Annotated in this window: 16 protein-coding genes; 6 read left to right on the top strand and 10 right to left on the bottom strand. The window is 67.4% G+C overall.

Going from position 1 to position 17,171, the window contains the following annotated elements; all coding sequences use genetic code 11:
* Positions 1–28 precede the first annotated feature (28 nt).
* A complete protein-coding gene (locus tag IB273_RS29125) occupies positions 29–1,120 on the top strand; it encodes an aminopeptidase (RefSeq protein WP_192225626.1) in 1,092 nt (363 codons plus the stop codon).
* A 196-nt stretch (positions 1,121–1,316) separates the two neighbouring features.
* On the opposite strand, the gene IB273_RS29120 is transcribed toward IB273_RS29125, so the two are convergent.
* The gene (locus tag IB273_RS29120; protein WP_081519184.1) at positions 1,317–2,840 is read right to left on the bottom strand and encodes a 3-hydroxyacyl-CoA dehydrogenase; all 1,524 of its coding nucleotides are present in this window, start codon (positions 2,838–2,840) and stop codon (positions 1,317–1,319) included.
* A 47-nt stretch (positions 2,841–2,887) separates the two neighbouring features.
* The gene (locus IB273_RS29115) at positions 2,888–4,519 is read right to left on the bottom strand and encodes an AMP-binding protein (protein ID WP_192225625.1); all 1,632 of its coding nucleotides are present in this window, start codon (positions 4,517–4,519) and stop codon (positions 2,888–2,890) included.
* 210 nt (positions 4,520–4,729) lie between these two features.
* Here IB273_RS29115 and IB273_RS29110 point away from each other — a divergent pair, with 210 nt between their 5' ends.
* Positions 4,730–5,515 carry an IclR family transcriptional regulator gene (locus IB273_RS29110; RefSeq protein ID WP_081518930.1) on the top strand — a complete coding sequence of 262 codons (786 nt, stop codon included), beginning with the start codon at positions 4,730–4,732 and terminating at the stop codon, positions 5,513–5,515.
* Positions 5,516–5,971: 456 nt separating this feature from the next.
* Here IB273_RS29110 and IB273_RS29105 read toward each other — a convergent pair whose 3' ends face one another.
* The 4 genes from IB273_RS29105 to IB273_RS29090 all read right to left on the bottom strand — a co-directional run bounded on the left by IB273_RS29105 (position 5,972) and on the right by IB273_RS29090 (position 10,826).
* A complete protein-coding gene (locus tag IB273_RS29105) occupies positions 5,972–7,102 on the bottom strand; it encodes an acyl-CoA dehydrogenase family protein (protein ID WP_192225624.1) in 1,131 nt (376 codons plus the stop codon).
* 10 nt (positions 7,103–7,112) lie between these two features.
* Complete coding sequence (locus IB273_RS29100) at positions 7,113–8,303, bottom strand: acyl-CoA dehydrogenase family protein (RefSeq protein ID WP_192225623.1); 1,191 nt, start codon at positions 8,301–8,303, stop codon at positions 7,113–7,115.
* 9 nt (positions 8,304–8,312) lie between these two features.
* Complete coding sequence (locus IB273_RS29095) at positions 8,313–10,406, bottom strand: 3-hydroxyacyl-CoA dehydrogenase NAD-binding domain-containing protein (protein ID WP_192225622.1); 2,094 nt, start codon at positions 10,404–10,406, stop codon at positions 8,313–8,315.
* A gap of 135 nt (positions 10,407–10,541) precedes the next feature.
* Positions 10,542–10,826, bottom strand: a complete 285-nt coding sequence (locus IB273_RS29090) for a hypothetical protein (RefSeq protein ID WP_151188881.1) — start codon at positions 10,824–10,826, stop codon at positions 10,542–10,544.
* A gap of 181 nt (positions 10,827–11,007) precedes the next feature.
* Here IB273_RS29090 and IB273_RS29085 point away from each other — a divergent pair, with 181 nt between their 5' ends.
* Positions 11,008–11,958 carry an alpha/beta fold hydrolase gene (locus IB273_RS29085; RefSeq protein ID WP_192225621.1) on the top strand — a complete coding sequence of 317 codons (951 nt, stop codon included), beginning with the start codon at positions 11,008–11,010 and terminating at the stop codon, positions 11,956–11,958.
* Between the two features lies 1 nt (position 11,959).
* Here the strand turns inward: IB273_RS29085 and IB273_RS29080 are convergent, their stop codons facing one another.
* Both IB273_RS29080 and IB273_RS29075 read right to left on the bottom strand, forming a co-directional pair.
* Positions 11,960–12,415, bottom strand: coding sequence for a GNAT family N-acetyltransferase (locus IB273_RS29080; protein ID WP_192225620.1), 456 nt, complete (start codon positions 12,413–12,415; stop codon positions 11,960–11,962).
* 56 nt (positions 12,416–12,471) lie between these two features.
* Positions 12,472–13,389 carry a LysR family transcriptional regulator gene (locus IB273_RS29075; RefSeq protein ID WP_192225619.1) on the bottom strand — a complete coding sequence of 306 codons (918 nt, stop codon included), beginning with the start codon at positions 13,387–13,389 and terminating at the stop codon, positions 12,472–12,474.
* A 97-nt stretch (positions 13,390–13,486) separates the two neighbouring features.
* Between IB273_RS29075 and IB273_RS29070 the strand changes: the two genes are divergently transcribed.
* The gene (locus IB273_RS29070; RefSeq protein WP_081518922.1) at positions 13,487–13,774 is read left to right on the top strand and encodes a DUF2218 domain-containing protein; all 288 of its coding nucleotides are present in this window, start codon (positions 13,487–13,489) and stop codon (positions 13,772–13,774) included.
* A gap of 244 nt (positions 13,775–14,018) precedes the next feature.
* On the opposite strand, the gene IB273_RS29065 is transcribed toward IB273_RS29070, so the two are convergent.
* Both IB273_RS29065 and IB273_RS29060 read right to left on the bottom strand, forming a co-directional pair.
* Positions 14,019–14,300 (bottom strand): type II toxin-antitoxin system RelE/ParE family toxin, encoded by a 282-nt coding sequence (locus IB273_RS29065; RefSeq protein WP_081518921.1) that lies wholly within the window; start codon positions 14,298–14,300, stop codon positions 14,019–14,021.
* Positions 14,297–14,524 (bottom strand): CopG family ribbon-helix-helix protein, encoded by a 228-nt coding sequence (locus IB273_RS29060; RefSeq protein WP_045213580.1) that lies wholly within the window; start codon positions 14,522–14,524, stop codon positions 14,297–14,299. Before IB273_RS29060 ends, IB273_RS29065 begins: the two co-directional genes overlap by 4 nt.
* 262 nt (positions 14,525–14,786) lie before the next feature.
* Between IB273_RS29060 and IB273_RS29055 the strand changes: the two genes are divergently transcribed.
* Together IB273_RS29055 and speB are read left to right on the top strand one after the other, a co-directional pair.
* Complete coding sequence (locus tag IB273_RS29055; protein WP_192225618.1) at positions 14,787–16,172, top strand: sodium:solute symporter; 1,386 nt, start codon at positions 14,787–14,789, stop codon at positions 16,170–16,172.
* 25 nt (positions 16,173–16,197) lie between these two features.
* Positions 16,198–17,154, top strand: coding sequence for an agmatinase (gene speB / locus IB273_RS29050; protein ID WP_192225617.1), 957 nt, complete (start codon positions 16,198–16,200; stop codon positions 17,152–17,154).
* The last annotated feature ends 17 nt before the right edge of the window (positions 17,155–17,171 follow it).

Genomic DNA, 17,171 nt, shown 5'->3' with positions numbered 1-17,171 from the left:
GGACCAGGCCCTGTGCTATGTTCCGCGCATGCCCTTCCGCCTTCTTATCCCGACACTCGACAGCCGCCTGTGCCGCTGGGTTCCCTGCCTGGCCATCTGGGCGCTGAGCGGTTGTTCCACCGTCGGGTATTACGGCCAGCTGGCGGACGGCCAGTTGCGCCTGCTCGCCGCCCGCGAGCCTGTGGCCGAAGTGGTCGCCGACCCGACCCGCGACCCCGCCTTGCGCCAGCGTCTCGAGCTGTCCCAGGAAGCCCGCGCCTTCGCCAGCGCCGAACTGGGCCTGCCGGACAACCAGAGCTACCGCCTGTATGCCGATATCCACCGGCCCAACGTGGTGTGGAACGTGTTCGCCACGCCGGAGCTGTCGCTGCAGCCGCTGACCCACTGCTTCCCCATCGCCGGCTGCGTGGCCTACCGCGGCTACTACGGCGACCAGGGGGCGCAGGCCGAGGCCAAACGCCTCAAGGAACAGGGGCTGGACGTCTATGTCGGTGGCGTGGAGGCCTATTCGACCCTCGGCTGGTTCGACGACCCGATCCTCAGCAGCATGTTGCGCTGGGGCGACCAGCGCCTGGCCGAGACGATCTTCCACGAGCTGGCGCACCAGAAGTTCTACCTGCCCGGCGATACGGCGTTCAACGAGTCCTACGCCTCCTTCGTCGAGGCCGAGGGCGGTCGCCGCTGGCGTGAGGCGCGCCATCTGCCGGATGAAGCGCCGTTGCTGGCCGAGCAACGCAAGCGCTTTACCGAGCTGGTGCTCGATACCCGCGAGCGCCTGCAGGCGCTTTACGCCAGCCCAAGCAGCGACGCCGAGAAACGCGCCGGCAAGCAGGCCGAGTTCGAGCGCCTGCGCCGCGACTACGCGCGGATGCGCGATGAGGACTGGGGCGGCAAGGCGCCCTTCGACGCCTGGGTCAACGCTGCGCTGAACAACGCCAAGCTGTTGCCCTTCGGCCTCTACGACCAGTGGGTGCCGGCCTTCGCCGCGCTGTTCGCCCAGGTCGGCGGCAACTGGCCGGCGTTCTATGCACGGGTGGAAAAGCTCGGGGTGTTGCCGCCGGCAGAGCGCAAGGCGGCGCTGGAGAAGTTGAAGGCCGGGGAGTTCGTCAGCTTCCGGTGAGTCCTTCGCCGGGGCTCGTTCGCGAGCAGTAACCAGGCGTCCAGCTCGCTCCTACAGGCCAGCGTGATGCAGCTTTTCGTAGGAGCGAGCTTGCTCGCGAATCGCCCAGCGCCGGCGCCTCCGCGTAGGACGGGCGGAGGCGTCTAGCCCATGCCCGCGATCGCGCGCATGGCGCGCTCCGGCAGGTTGAGGAACGTCACTCCGCCCTGTCCGGGCTGTGCAGCGGCAAATCCAGCTGCACGCGGCGGCGCAGCCACGGGCTGGGCCGGTAGCGCGCCTCGCCGTAGCAGACCTGCAGGCCCTGAAGAATGGTGAGGATGCGCGCCGCGCCGTAGTGCTCGCCGAAGGCCAGTGGCCCCAGGGGATAACCCAGCGCCAGTTGCACCGCGCGGTCCAGCGTCACCGGTGTGGCGATACCGCGCTGGGCGATCTCGCCGCCGAGGTTGACGATGCCGGCGACCACCCGCTGGCTGATGAAGCCGGGCGAATCATTGATCACTTCCACCGGCACGCCGTCGCTGCCCAGCGCCTGGCGCGCCTGGGCTTCGAGCTTGGGGTCGAGCGCCGGCTGGCGCATCAGCACGCGGCGGCGGTCCAGTTCGGTGAAGGTCTCCAGCGCCAGGCTGCGCTCCGGCGGCAGGCCGAGGGCGTCGATGCGCGTGCTGGCATCCACACCCAGCGGGGTGACCAGGCAGATGGCGCGGGACGACGGTGCTTCGCCGGTCTCCAGCACCACGCCGCCCAAGGTAAGGATCGCCGCCACGCGGTGGCGCAGCTCCGGGTCCTGGCTGTCGAGCCAGTACGGGCGATTGAGCAACACGGTTTCGTGCTGTTCCTCGGGCTCGCGCACGGCCTGGCCGTCGCGGTAGCGGTAGAAGCCCTCGCCGCTCTTGCGCCCCAGCAAGCCGCCGGCGACGCGCTGCGCGGCCAGCGGCGACGGCGTGTAGCGCGGGTCCTGGTAGAACTGCTGGTAGAGCGACTCCATCACCGCGTGGGACACGTCCAGGCCGGTCAGGTCGAGCAGCTCGAAGGGCCCCATGCGAAAGCCCACGCCGTCGCGCAGGATGCGGTCGATCTGTGCCGGGCTGGCGATGCCTTCGCCGAGGATGCGCAGGGCTTCGGTGCTGAAGGCGCGGCCGGCGTGATTGACGATGAAGCCGGGGCTGTCCGGCGACACCGCCGGGTAGTGCCCGGCCTGCTCCGCCAGCCGGCTCAGGCGGCGCACCACCGACTCGCTGGTGCGTTGGCCGCGCACCACCTCGACGATGCGCATCAGCGTCACCGGGTTGAAGAAGTGGAAGCCGGCGACCCGCTCCGGGTGCTGGCAGCGTGCGGCGATGCGGGTGACCGAGAGCGACGAGGTGTTGCTTGCCAGCACGGCATCCGGCGCCACGCGTTTTTCCAGCTCGGCGAGCAGCGCCTGCTTGGCGCCGAGGTCCTCGATGATGGCCTCGATCAGCAGGTCGCAGTCGGCCAGCTCGTCCAGGCTGTGGGTCGGCAGCAAACGCTGCATCGTCGCGTCGAGGCCGTCCGCGGCGAGCTTGCCCTTGGCCACCGCGCGCTCCAGCAGCTCGCGGTTGAAGGCCAGGGCCTGCTCCACGGTCTGCGGGTTGCTGTCGTACAGGCGTACCGTCCTGCCTGCGCTGGCGAACAGCTGGGCGATGCCGCGGCCCATGGCCCCGGCGCCGATCACGCCAATACGGTGGAAGGACTCGGTCATGCTGCGGGTCTCGTCGTGCGCACCTGCTTCAACCATAGACGCTGTGCTCACGCGGTGGTCCTTTTGGCCAGTTCCAGGTCACGCAGTTGTCGGCGCAGCAGCTTGCCGACACTTGTCTTGGGCAGCTCGTCGAGCACCTCGACGAAGCTCGGCACCTTGTAGCCGGTGAGGTGCTCGCGGCAGTGGGCGATGATCTGCGCCGGCGCCAGCGTCTCGTCCTTGAGGCTGACGAACAGCTTCACCGATTCGCCCTTGCGTTCGTCCGGCACGCCGATGGCTACGCACTCGCGCACGCCGGGGTGGCGCATCACCGCGTCTTCCACCTCGTTGGGGAACACATTGAAGCCCGAGACCAGGATCATGTCCTTCTTGCGGTCGACGATCTTCAGCATGCCGTCGGCGTCCAGCTCGGCGATGTCGCCGGTCTTCAGCCAGCCGTCGGAGGTGAGCACCTGGGCGCTCTCCTCCGGGCGTTGCCAGTAGCCCTGCATGACCTGTGGGCCGCGCAGCCAGAGTTCGCCGGGCTGGTCGGGGCCGGTGTCGTTGCCCTCCTCGTCCACGGTGCGCAGCTCGGTATCCACCAGCGCCTGGCCGACGTAGCCCTCGCGGTACGGGCTCAGCAGCGTGCCGGTGGAGACCACCGGCGAGGCCTCGGTGAGCCCGAAACCTTCGCGCACCGGCGCGCCGGTCAGCGCTTCCCAGCGCCGGCCGACTTCGCGGTTCAGCGGCGCGCCGCCGGAGGTCACCCACTTCAGGTGGCTGAAGTCGATGCTGGGGAAGTCCGGGTGGTTCATCAGGCCGACGAACAGGGTGTTGATCCCGCTCATCAGGGTGAAGGGATAGCGGCGCATCGCGCCGATGATCTCGTCGAGGTTGCGGCCGTCGCGGATGAACACCGTGTGCAGGCCCATGCCCACCGAGGACAGGCAGTTCGTGGCGAAGGCCATGATGTGGTAGAGCGGCAGCGGCGCGATGCGCACGTCGGTGGCCGGCTCCAGCAGGCCGGGGCGCAGGAACAGTTCCAGGGTCTGGATGACGTTGGCGATCAGGCAGCGGTGGCTGAGCATCGCGCCCTTGGAGACGCCCGTGGTGCCGCCGGTGTACTGCAGCAGCGCGAGGCGATCCAGGCCCGGCTCGGCCTCCATCGGCGGTGCCTCGGCACCCAGGCGCAGGGCCTGCTGGAAGCGCGTGCAGTCGGCCTCGTCGCTGTCGAACTGTGGGCGCTCGATGTCGTCGATGGAGGTCAGCAGCACCTGGCGGATGTCGCTGTGAGCCTGCACGCCGCGCAGCAGCGGCAGCAGGCGGTCGAGCAGTAGCACGGCGCTGGCGCCGGAGTCGGCCAGTTGATGGCGCAGCTCGCTGGCGGTGTATTGCGGGTTGGTGTTCACCAGCACCACGCCTGCCTTCAGCGCGCCGAAGGTGGCAATGGGGTACTGCAGGGAGTTGGGCAGCATCAGCGCCAGGCGGTCGCCGGCTTGCAGGCCGGCGTGGTGGCGCAGGTAGCGGGCGAAGGCGTCGGCCTGGCGCTCCAGCTCGGCGAAGCTCAGGTGGCTGTCGCCGCAGGAGAACGCCAGGCGCTGGGGGAATTGTCGGCAGGCATCGCGCAGCAGGTCGTGAAGATTCTGGTAGGCGTGACGGGCGAGCTCGCGGGCCACGTGACCGGAGGGTTGAGCAGACATCGACTTCTCCGTTTCTTTTTCGAGCCTGTAGTGGCTCTGGATTCGAATTGTTGTTCTGCACAGCGAAACATCGTGTCGAAATTGATGGTATGCGATAGGCTAGCCCGGCGCAACGAGCACACGCGGACCGCTGCGAGGCGACTGGGCGATCTGCTATCGTTCGCCCGCGCCGCGCGTGGCGCCGCAACTGCAATCCCCCGCCGAGGCCCCATGAGCGACGAAGTCGAAGACAGCAGCAACCCCAAGGACCGCAAGTACGTCGAGGCCCTCGCCCGCGGACTGGATGTGCTGCGCGCCTTCACCCATGGCTCGGTGGTGCTCGGCAACCAGGAAATCTCGCGGATCACCGGCCTGCCCAAGGCGACGGTGTCGCGTATGACCTACACCCTCACCCAACTCGGCTACCTCTGCTACTCGCAGCAGCACGAGAAATACCAGCTGGATTCCGGCGTGCTGGCGCTGGGTTACGCCTACGTCTCCAACCTGCGCGTACGCCAGCTGGCGAAGCCGTACATGGACGCCTTCGCCCGTCGCACCAACACCACGGTCGGCCTGACCTGCCGCGACTGGCTGTCGATGATCTACGTGGAAAACTGCCGTCCTCCGGAAGCCACTTCCCTGCGCATGGACGCCGGCGTGCGCCTGCCACTGGCGACCACCGCTGCCGGCCGCGCGTACCTCGCCGCGACCCCGGAGCAGGAGCGTGAGCACCTGCTGTCAGCCCTGCAGGAGCGCCACGAAGGCGATTGGTCAGTCATGCGTGCCTCGCTGGAAGCGTCCTTCGAGGAGTTCCGCCAGCATGGTTTCTGCCTGTCCCTGGGCGACTGGGACCGCAACGTGCGCGCTGCCGGCGTACCGCTGCGCCTGGCCGACGGCGGGCTGATGGCGCTGACCTGCGGGGCGCCGTCGTTCCAGCTCAGCGAGGAAACGCTGCGCGGGTCGTTGGCGCATGAGCTGGAGATTCTGGCGCGGGATATCGAGAGCCTCGGGGCCTGATCGTCCGCAAGCTTTTGTAGGAGCGGAGCTTCTCCGCGATATCCATCGCGGCTGACTCGGTGCTCTATCTGAACGACGGCGTCATGCGCTCACGTAGGAGCGGACTCCGTCCGCGATGTGTCAGCTTCACGCCTTGTTTCCCGCGTCGCTTCGGCGTGCGCGCGAGCATTTTGTTTCGCCCCCTCGGGCGACCCACTTTGGAAAGACCCAAAGTAGGCAAAGGTCTTGCCCCTCCATCCGGTTTTTCGCCTAGGCGAAAAATACCCTCGTTGAATCGAAGTTTCAGGGGCACGCCACGAAGGGCCATCCCTGGCCCATCGTGGCTCTCGCGACATCCATGTCGCTCAACCCCTGAAACTCCAATTCAACGAGTCCTCCTGAAAGGGGCGGTCCGGAGTGCTCGGATATCGCTCTGGAAGACTTCAAGAGCAATGGCGGTTCACTTCGAGGTTTCTCTCACGCGACTTCCATGAGCCTCGCATAAACCTTCAGGTGATGATCGTCGTCCCCCAGCTGGTGGCTGAGCATCACCAGGCGCTTGGCGTGGTGCGCCAGCACGTATTCCCAGGTCATGCCGATGCCGCCGTGCAGCTGGATCGCCTGCTCGGCCACGAAGCGCGCCGCGCGGGTAACGATGAACTTGGCGGCGGCCAGGGTGCGGCTGCGCTCGGCGCTGTCGGGCTGGTCGGCGACGCAAGCGGCGAGGATCGCCATGCTGGTGGCCTGTTCCAGTTCGCTGCGCATGTCCACCATGCGGTGCTGCAGCACCTGGAACTTGCCGATGGGGGTGCCGAACTGCTTGCGCGTCTTCAGGTAGTCCAGGGTCAGCGCGCAGGCTTCCTGCAGGCTGCCGAGGGCTTCGGCGCACTGCGCGGCGATGGCGCGGCCCTGTTGATAACGCAGCGCTGGTAGCGCCTCGCCCGGCGTGCCAATGGCCTCGCCGATGGCGCCGTCGAGGAACAGCTCGCAGGCGCGCTGGCCGTCCACTGTCGGGTAGTCGCGGCGGCTTACGCCCGCCTGCTGCGGATCGATCAGGAACAGGCCGATGCCCGCCTCGTCCCGCGCATTACCGGACACCCGCGCCGAGACCAGGATCGCTGTGGCGCTCTGCCCGCCGATCACCACCGCCTTGCGTCCGCTCAGCTTCCAGCCGTTACCGGTTTGCTCCGCACGGGTCTGCACGTCGTGCAGCTGGTAGTGGCTCTGCGGTTCTTCCAGCGCGACCGCCAGCTGCGCTTCGCCGCTGGCGACGCGCGGCAGCCAGTGGTCCTGCTGCGCGGCGCTGCCCAGCTGGGCGATCAGCCCACCGCCGTGCACTACCGATTGCAGGTAAGGCTCCAGGCACAGACCACGGCCCAGCTCGGTGAGCACCAGCATGCTCTCTACGCCGCCGCCAAAGCCGCCATGGCTTTCCGGCAGCGACACCGAGGTCAGCCCCAGCTCGCCGAGCTGGCGCCAGAATTCGGCGCTGTAACCCAGCGCGCTTTTGCTGAAGCCTTCGCGCTTGTCGAACGGGTAAGCGTCGCGGACCAGGCGGGCCGCGGTGTCCTGCAGCATCTGCTGCTCTTCGCTCAGTTTGAAGTCCATGGTCCTGGCCTCACAGCTCGAGAATCATCTTGGAGACGATGTTCTTCTGGATTTCGTTGGAGCCGCCGAAGATCGACAGCTTGCGCAGGTTGAAATACTGGCTGGCCGGCGCGGCCGAGTAATCCGCATGCAGCGCCTGGCTGCCCAGTTCGAATTCGTCCTCGATGAAGGGCAGCGCGTAGGGGCCGAGCACCTTGCGCAGCAGGTGGCTGATTGCCTGGCGGATCTCGGTGCCCTTCACTTTCAGGATCGAGCTTTCCGCGCCCGGCACGCCGCCTTCGCGGGCGGCGGCGAGGATGCGCAGGGTGCTCATCTCGATGGCCATCAGCTGCATCTCCACCTCCGCCACCTGGGCGCGGAACAGCGGGTCTTCGAGCATCGGCTTGCCGTCGCACAGCTCGCGGCTGGCGACCTGCTTCAGGTGCGCGAGCACCGCCTTCGACGCGCCGATGCCGGCCAGCCCGGTGCGCTCGTAGGTCAGCAGGTACTTGGCGCAGGTCCAGCCTTCATTCTCGCGGCCCACCAGGTTCTCCACCGGCACGCGCACGTTGTCGAAGAACACCTCGTTGACCTCGTGCTCGCCGTCCAGGGTGATGATCGGGCGCACGGTGATGCCGGGGGTCTGCATGTCGATCAGCAGGAAGCTGATGCCGCGCTGTTGCTGCGCCTCGGGGTCGGTGCGCACCAGGCAGAAGATCCAGTCGGCGTGCTGGCCGAGGGTGGTCCAGGTCTTCTGGCCGTTCACCACGTAATGGTCGCCGTCACGCACGGCGCGGGTCTTCAGCGAAGCGAGGTCGGAGCCGGCGCCCGGCTCGGAGTAGCCCTGGCACCACCAGTCGGTGCCGTCGAGGATGCGCGGCAGGTAGTGCGCCTGCTGCTCGGGCGTGCCGAACCTGATGATCACCGGGGCGACCATGTTGACGCCGAAGGGGATGGTGCGCGGCGCGCCGAAGGCGGCGCATTCCTCTTCGAAGATGTGCTTCTGCACGGCGTTCCAGCCGGTGCCGCCGAAGGCTTCCGGCCAGTGCGTGGCGTACCAGCCCTGCTCGGCGAGCACGCGCTGCCAGCGCTGGTGGTCGCCCTTGTTCAGGTGTTTGCCCAGGCGCACCTTGCTGGCGATGTCCTTGGGCAGCTGGCTGTCGAGGAAGCGGCGGACTTCATCGCGGAACGCTAGTTCGTCAGGGGTGAAATGGATGTCCATGGTGGGTCCTCAAAGATCGGCGAAGCGGCGGCCTTCGGCCACCAGGCGTTCGAGCAGCGGTGCGGGCTGCCACCAGGCGCCGAGGCGCTGGTGGAACTCGCGGATTCGTTCGAGCACTTGCGCAAGGCCGACGCTGTCGGCGTAGAACAGCGGGCCGCCGCGCCAGGCGGGGAAGCCGTAGCCGTTGAGGAAGATCACATCGACGTCGCTGGCGCGCTGGGCGATGCCTTCGTCGAGGATGTTGGCGGCCTCGTTGATCAGCGCGTAGAGGCAGCGCTCGACTATTTCTTCATCAGCGACCGGCGCGCGGGTGATGCCGCGGTCGGCGGCGGCCTGCTCCAGCATGGCCGGCAGTGCCGGGTTGTCCTGAGCGGCGCGGCCGCTCTCGCCGTACTGGTAGAAGCCGGTGCCGGTCTTCTGCCCAAGCATGCCAGCGGCGATCAGGTGGTCGAGCACCGTGGGCAGTGTCTGGCCGGGCCTGAGGTTCGGCCGCTGGCGCGAGCGGATCGCGTGGCTGATGTCGAGCCCGGACAGGTCGCGTACCGCCAGCGGCCCCATGGCCATGCCGAAGCTGCGCAGTGCGCGGTCCACCTGCGCAGGTGTGGCGCCCTCCTCCAGGAGGAACTCGGCCTGGCGGCCGTACTGGAAGATCATGCGGTTGCCGACGAAACCGTCGCACACGCCGACCACCACCGAGACCTTCTTCAGGCGCTTGCCCAGCTGCATGGCGGTGGCCAGCACGGCGTCCGAGGTGGCCTTGCCGCGCACCACTTCGAGCAGGCGCATGACGTTGGCCGGGCTGAAGAAGTGCAGGCCGACCACGTCCTGCGGACGCTTCGTGAAGGCGGCGATCTCGTCTAGGTCCAGCGACGAGGTGTTGCTGGCGAGGATCGCGCCGGGCTTGCAGTGGGCGTCCAGTTGTTCGAAGACCTGGCGCTTCACCTCCAGGCTTTCGAAGACGGCTTCGACCACCACGTCGGCATCGCCCAGCGCGGCGTAGTCGAGCACGCCGCTGATCAGGCCCAGGCGCCGCTCCATCTCTTCAGCGCCCAGGCTGCCGCGCGCCACACTGGCGGCGTACAGGCTGCGGGCGCGGTCGAGGCCGCGTTGCAGGGCTTCGTCATTCACTTCCAGCAGTTGCACCGGGATGCCGGCGTTGGCAAAGCACAGCACGATGCCGACACCCATGGTGCCGCCACCGATGACCGCGGCGCGCCGGATGTCCCGTGGCTGCACGTCGGCGGCCAGCCCGTCGACCTTGGCGGCTTCGCGCTCGGCGAAGAAGGCGTGGATCAGCGCGGCGCGCTGCGGGGATTCCATGCATTGCATGAACAGCTCGCGCTCGCGCCCCAGGCCTTCGCGCAGCGGCAATTGCGTCGCCGCTTCCACCGCGTCGATGCAGCGCTGCGGTGAGAACTGGCCGGGCAGGCGCTTCTGCACTTCGCCGCGCTTGTGGGCGATCAGCTCGGCGAGGCCGCTTTCCTGCACGCGCTCGTTGCGCTCGCCGGTGCGGCGCGGCCCTTTGCCGTCCGCCAGCAGGCGCTGGGCGAAGGCGAGTCCGGCGTCGATCAGTTCGCCGTCGAACAGTTCGTCGACGACGTTGAATTCGAGGGCCTGCGGCGCGCGGATCGGCGCGCCGGAGACGATCATCTCGAGGGCTTTTTCCACACCCGCGAGACGCGGCAGGCGCTGGGTGCCTCCGGCGCCGGGCAGCAGGCCGAGCTTCACTTCCGGCAGGCCGACCTGGGCGTCGCGGCGGGCGATGCGGTAGTGGCAGGCCAGGGCGACTTCCAGGCCGCCGCCCAGGGCGGTGCCGTGGATCACGGCAACGCTGGGCTTGCTGGCGCCTTCAAGGATATCGACCACCTCGGGCAGGGACGGCGCCTGCGGCGGCTTGCCGAACTCACGGATATCGGCGCCGGCCATGAAGGTGCGCCCGGCGCAGACCAGCACCACCGCGCGTACCTGCGGATCGGCCTCGGCCTGCTGGAAGGCGGCGAGCAGCCCGGCGCGGACGGCGTGTCCGAGGGCGTTCACCGGTGGGTTGTCGACCGTCACCAGGGCTATCTCGCCCAGGCGTTCGAGCTGTACCGCTTCTGACATGCTGAACTCCGTTTTATCGTTGTTTTAACGGAATGATGTTTCGCTGTGCAGAATACGATGCTGTTTTTTATTGTCGGATTGCAAGTCCTTTTCGGCGGGGCCGCTGAGCACCCGGTTGCTTCCCGGCAGGCAAAATCAGGGCCGCTGCGTGCTTCCCGCGACCAGCAGGTCGCCGTGCACCTCGCAGTAGCATTCATCGTTCCAGCCGTAGTGCGGGTCGCGGCAGATCGAGTGGCGGACGGGGCCGGATTGGCCCGGCGCGCGCGTTCTCAGGCTGTCGCGCAGGGCTGCGTAGATCGAGCCGGGCTGCGGCCAGTCGGTGCGTACGGGACCTTCGCCGAGCTGGTTGCCGGCGCGCAGTTCGGCCCGCAGGATGGCGTCGAGTTCCGGGCAGAGCTGGGCGGTGGGCTGGCGTCTCATGGGAATCCTTTCTGCCGTGGGGTCGGAAGTGGCGCCGGGTATTATCCGCCGTTTCCAGCGCCGCTTCGCCGGGTGGCCGTTTTTTCGGCTGGAAAGACCCCTTCATTCGCCTGGTGAATAGGGTTCGGCTGGCACGCCGGGCTTGGCATAGTGAAGCTCATCATCTGCGGGAGAGCGCGCCATGAACGAGTTCGAACACCAGTTGCTGGCGGTCAACGGCATCCAGCTCAGCCTCTACAGCTGCGGGCCGGCGGACGGCAAGCCAGTGTGGATGCTGCACGGCTTTCCCGAGTGCTGGCATTCCTGGCAGCACCAGATGCGCGCCCTCGCCGCTTCCGGCTACCGCGTGTTCGTCCCGGAAATGCGCGGCTACGGCCAGACCAGCGCGCCGCCTGAGGTGGACGCCTACGACGTGCTGACGCTCTGCGCGGACATCCAGGGCGCCATGGATGCGCTGGGGCACGAGCGCGTGGCGATGGTCGGGCATGACTGGGGCGCGCCGGTGGCGTGGCACCTGGCGCTGCTGGAGCCGCAGCGCGTGGCGGTGCTGGCGACGCTCTCGGTGCCCTTCGCCGGCCGCGCGAAGCGCCCGCCCGTGGAGATCATGCGCGAGGTCTTTGCCGGCAAGTTCTTCTACATCCTCTACTTCCAGCAGCCCGGCCGTGCCGAGGCCGAGCTGGATGCGGACATCGCGCTGAGCCTGCGCCACTTCCTGGGTGACAACGTGCGTCTGGCGCCGGATCAGTCCCCCGACGGCCGCCTGTTCGACGGCCTGCTACCGCCGCCAGCGCACCCGGCCTGGTGCAGCGAAGAGGACTTCCAGTGGTACGTGCGGACCTTCGAGGGCCGGGGTTTCCACGGCGCGCTGAACTGGTACCGCAACTTCGAGCGCAGCTGGCAACGCACCGAGCCGCTGGCCGGGCGCAAGATCGAGCAGCCGACGCTGTTCCTGATCGGTGACCGTGACCCGGTCGGCCGTTTTGAGGCCTACACCGTGCAGCGCATGCCCGAGCACGTGCCCAACCTCGAACAGCATGTGCTGGAGAACTGCGGCCACTGGATCCAGAGCCAGCAGCCGGAGCGGGTGAACGCGCTGCTGGGGGACTTCCTCGGCCGGCATTACCCGGCCTGAGTCAGGCGTCGCGGCGCATGCCGATGTGCGGGATATCGTCCTCCAGGTAGACCTCGGTCACCGGCGTGAAGCCATAGCGACCGTAGTAGCCCTGCAGGTGCGCCTGGGCCGAGAGGTATACCGGCAGCCCCGGCCAGCGCTGGGCGATGGCCTGCAGCGCCTGCTCCATGAGCTGGTGGCCCAGGCCAGTGCCGCGGCCCTGCGGGGCGATCACCACGCGACCGATCACCACATCGCCGTCGTGGCGTTGCGGGTCGAGCAGGCGCAGGTAGCCGATCAGCTTGCCCTCCTCTTCCACCATCAGGTGGCAGGTGTCGCCAAGCAGGTCCAGGCCATCGACTTCCTGGTAGGGGCACTTCTGTTCCACCACGAAGACTTCGGTGCGCAGCTGCAGGATGGCGTAGAGCTCTTCCTTGGTCAGGTCGCGGTGGTGCTTGCAGGTCCAGTTCAGGGCCATGTGGTGTTCACTCCGATCATCGAGGCGGCGTATTCAGAGCGGCATGGTAGCGCGCCTCAGACCGGCGCGTGGAAGCGCAGCGTGGTCGAGCCGCCGAGGTGCCGGCGCAGCGCCTCGATGGCGACCTTCACCTTGGCCGGCTGGGCATCCCGGCGCGGAGTGACGGCATAGATGCCGAACGGCGGCAGCGTCCACTCCGGCAGCAGCCGCACCAGCCTGCCCTCCTCCAGCGCCTCGCGGACTTCCGGCTCCGGCTGGGCGGAAACCCCGAGGCCGTCGAGGGTGAACTGGCGCAGGGCGATCATGCTGTTGGCCGCCACGCGCGCCTCCAGCCGGAGCTTGCAGCTCTCCCCGTCCGGCCCGCTGAAGTTCAGGTAGGCCTGGTGCGCCACGGTGTTCAGCGAGAGCCAGTCCACGCCCTGCAGCTGCTGCGGATGGTCGATGGCCGGCATGCGCCGCAGGTACGCCGGAGCGGCGCAGATGACGTTGTTCCACTCCGCCAGGTGCCTTGCCACCAGGCTGGAGTCGGACAGCGTGCCGACGCGGATGGCGAGGTCGATGCGCTGCTCGATCAGGTCGATCTGTTCGTCGTGGAAGAACAGCTGCAGGCGCAGCTGGCGATGATTCTCCAGCAGCGGACGCAGCGCCTCGGTGATCAGTTTGCCGGAGAAGCCCACCGGCGCGGCCAGGCGCAGTTCGCCCACCGGTGCCTCGCGCCATTCGCCCAGGCGCTGCTCGGCCTCCTCGGCGATGGCGAGCATCTGCGCGCAACTGCGGTAAAAGGCTTCGCCGGCCTCGGTCAGCGTCAGCTTGCGCGTTGTGCGGTGCAGCAACGTGACCTGGGCGTGGGCTTCGAGCTTGCGGATCTGCTGGCTGACCGCCGAAGGTGTCATGGCCAGCGCCTCAGCCGCGGCGGCCATGGAGCCGCGCGCGACTACGGTGGCGAACACTGCCATGCCGCGAAGATTGTCCATTGTGAAGCTCCGCTAAAGAGTGAAAGGCAAAATAGCGGGTTTTTCCCTGGATTGCCGGCGCCTAGGATGTCATCTCCCAAAATGGAGAAGAGAAAAGATGCCTTCGAGCCGTGCCACCGTCCCTACCCCCGATGCCGCGCGCTACCTCAAGCGCCTGTGCAACCACTTCGCCCACAAGCTGCCGGTCGAACTGACCGACGACCGTGGCGTGCTGCCCTTCGATTTCGGCACCTGCCGTCTGCACGCGACCCCGCAGGCGCTGCTGATGGACGCCGAGTCTGCCGATGCGGAAGGCCTCGAGCGCCTGCAGAACGTGGTGGTCAGCCACCTCGACCGTTTCGCCTGGAAAGAAGGCCAGCTGCCGGTGAACTGGCAAGCCGCCTGACAGCGCTGGCGAAAAAAGCGCAAAAACGAAAAAACCCGGCCAAGGCCGGGTTTTTTGTTGCCTGGAAAAAGCCAGGCGTCGCTGAGGATTCGTGACCGTGATCGCTGTTGTCGGTCACTGAAAATACATGGACTCAAGAAGGGTCGCTAAATAGGCAGAGATATTGGCATTAGTTCGTTTGAATGCTTTTTAACCAAACTCCAAAGTCAATACTTTGAAACATCTTGTAACCATGTGGCCACTTTTACCCCGAGTTATCCACACGGTCGATGCGCAAAATCTGCACAGAACGCCCCTTTACCCGGAAAGCGGCCTGGTACGGCCAGCGCTCGACCAGCAATTCGCGCACGCCGGGCACCTCGCTGGGCACACCGCTGCTGCTTTGCTCCAGGTTCGCCAGCGGGCTGACCTGCTCGACGATGTCCTGGATGGCCCGCAGCGCCTTCTCCGGGCCGATCAGCACGACGTAGTGGTCGTAGATGGCATCCAGGTCGGCGGCGGCCTTGTGCGTCCACTGCAGGCTCACGCCAAGCCCCACTTGGCTTCGATGGCCGCGTGCTCCAGCAGGTGGCCGGCATCGGCGTCCGCCACTCCCTCATCAATGGCCGCCACATGCCAGCTCTGGCGCTCCAGGTACTGCGCCAGCGCCTGGCGCAGGTGGTAGGGCCGATCCCGGTGGGTGGCGCGGGCCAGCTGGTCCAGCGCCGCCACGAGGGCATCATCGGCGCGGAACGAGACAACGGTGGTCACTTTTTGAACAGCTCCGTTTACGCTGTATACAGTGTTTACAACGATAACATACGTATACGAATCAAGCACTTGAGGAAGGAGAAGTTTTTCGCTTCGGGCGCCCGGAAGGGCGCCTGAAGGCCTGTGGATGCGGGCTGGAGCAGTACTTTCGTGGCGGCGAAAGTTGGCTTCCGGCTTCGGGGATTTGTCGGCGGGACGAGGGGCGTCAGGCTGGCGGGGCGAAGGCCTGATTCCCACACAACAACAACAGGAGCCCCCCGCCATGCTGCTCGATTACCTGATCATGCTGGTCTACGCCCTGGGCATGCTTGCCCTGGGCTGGTACGGAATGCGCAAGGCGCGCAACCAGAACGACTTCCTTGTCGCGGGGCGTCGCCTCGGCCCGGGGCTCTACCTGGGCACCATGGCTGCGGTGGTGCTCGGTGGCGCGTCCACCATCGGCACCGTGAAGCTGGGTTACCTCTACGGGCTGTCCGGCTTGTGGCTGGTGTTCATGCTGGGCCTGGGGATCATCGTCCTCAGCCTGGTGTTCTCGCGGCAGATCGCGAGGCTGAAGGTCTACACCGTCACGCAGATCCTCGAGCAGCGCTACCAGGCTTCGTCGCGGCTGATCGGCGGCATCGTGATGGTCGCCTACGACCTGATGGTGGCGGTCACCGCGACTATTGCCATCGGCTCGGTGACCGAGGTGGTCTTCGAAATCCCGCGCATCCCGGCGATCCTCTGCGGCGGCGGCATCGTCATCGTCTATTCGGTGATCGGCGGCATGTGGTCGCTGACCCTCACCGACATCATCCAGTTCGTGATCAAGACCCTCGGCATCTTCGCCGTGCTGCTGCCGCTGTCGATCCACGAGGCGGGCGGCCTGTCGCGCATGCAGGAAGTGCTGCCGGCGGGCTTCTTCGATCTCGGCCACATCGGCCTGGACACCATCCTGACCTACTTCCTGCTGTACTTCTTCGGCGCGCTGATCGGCCAGGACATCTGGCAGCGCGTGTTCACCGCGCGCAGCGAGAAAGTGGTGCGCTACGCCGGCCTCGGCGCGGGCGTCTACTGCATGCTCTACGGCCTGGCCTGTGCACTGATCGGCGCCGCCGCCCACGTTCTGCTGCCCAACCTGGCAGTGCCGGAAAACGCCTACGCCGAAGTCACCCGCCAGGTGCTCCAGCCAGGCCTGCGCGGGCTGGTGGTCGCGGCGGCGCTGTCGGCCATCATGTCCACCGCCTCGGGCTGCCTGCTGGCGGCCGCCACGGTGTTCCAGGAGGACATCTATGCGCGCTTCCTGCGCCCTGGCGCGCCCAACGGCCTGCGTGAGAGCCGCCTGTTCACCTTGATGATGGGCGTGGTGATGCTGGCCCTGGCGTGCCTGGTGAACGACGTCATCGGGGCCCTGAGCATCGCCTACAACCTGCTGGTCGGCGGCCTGCTCGTGCCCATCCTCGGCGCCCTGCTGTGGCGTCGTGCTTCCGCACGCGGAGCCATGGCCAGCATCGTGGTCGGCTGCCTGGTGGTGGTCGCCTTCATGACCATCGACGGCGTGCTCGCCAATACCCCCATTGCCTACGGCCTGCTCGCCAGCCTGGTCACCTTCGTGGTGGTCAGCCTCGCCGGCGCACCCGCCGCCAGCCTGCAGGCGCAGGCCGACTGAACCTCAATCCGACAGGAGACGCCCCATGCCCCATGACTTCCCGCAACCCCTGGATGCCGCGCAGATCCCACGCTTCGCCGGCATCCCCAGCTTCATGCGCCTGCCGATCTTCGAAGACCCGGCGCAAGTGGACATCGCCCTGCTCGGCGTGCCCTGGGACGGCGGCACCACCAACCGCGCCGGCGCCCGTCACGGGCCGCGCGAGGTGCGCAACCAGTCGAGCCTGATGCGCAAGGTGCACCACGTCAGCCATATCGCACCCTATGACCTGCTGCGCATCGGCGACATCGGCGACGCTCCGGTGAACCCCATCGACCTGCTCGATTCGCTCAAGCAGATCGAGGGCTTCTACCGGCGCATCCACGCCGCCGGCACCATCCCGCTGTCGGTGGGCGGCGATCACCTGGTGACCCTGCCGATCTTCCGCGCGCTGGCCGCCGAGCGACCCATCGGCATGGTGCACTTCGACGCCCACTCCGACACCAATGACCGCTACTTCGGCGACAACCCCTACACCCACGGCACGCCGTTCCGCCGTGCCATCGAGGAAGGCCTGCTGGACCCGAAACGCACGGTGCAGATCGGTATTCGCGGTTCGATCTACGACGCCGACGACGAAGCGTTCGCCGTTGAGCAAGGCATTCGCGTGATCCACATGGAAGAGTTCGCCGACCTGGGCGTTGCCGCCACGCTGGCCGAAGTGCGCCGGGTGGTGGGGCAGGGGCCGACCTACGTGACCTTCGACGTCGACGTGCTCGACCCGGCCTACGCGCCCGGTACCGGCACGCCGGAGATCGGTGGCATGACCACGCTGGAGGCGCAGCACATGATCCGCGGGCTGCAGGGGTTGAACCTGATCGGCGCCGATGTGGTGGAGGTTTCGCCGCCGTTCGACCAGGGCGGGGCGACGGCGCTGGTGGGCGCCACCATGATGTTCGAGCTGCTCTGCGTGCTCGCTGATTCGGTCGCCGCACGCCGTTGACCACCCTGGGGGTTCAC

This window comes from Pseudomonas sp. PDM19 (assembly GCF_014852215.1).
Taxonomy (GTDB): domain Bacteria; phylum Pseudomonadota; class Gammaproteobacteria; order Pseudomonadales; family Pseudomonadaceae; genus Pseudomonas.
The sequence above is the reverse complement of the archived record's forward strand: the minus strand, read 5'-3'. Positions and strand labels throughout refer to the sequence as shown.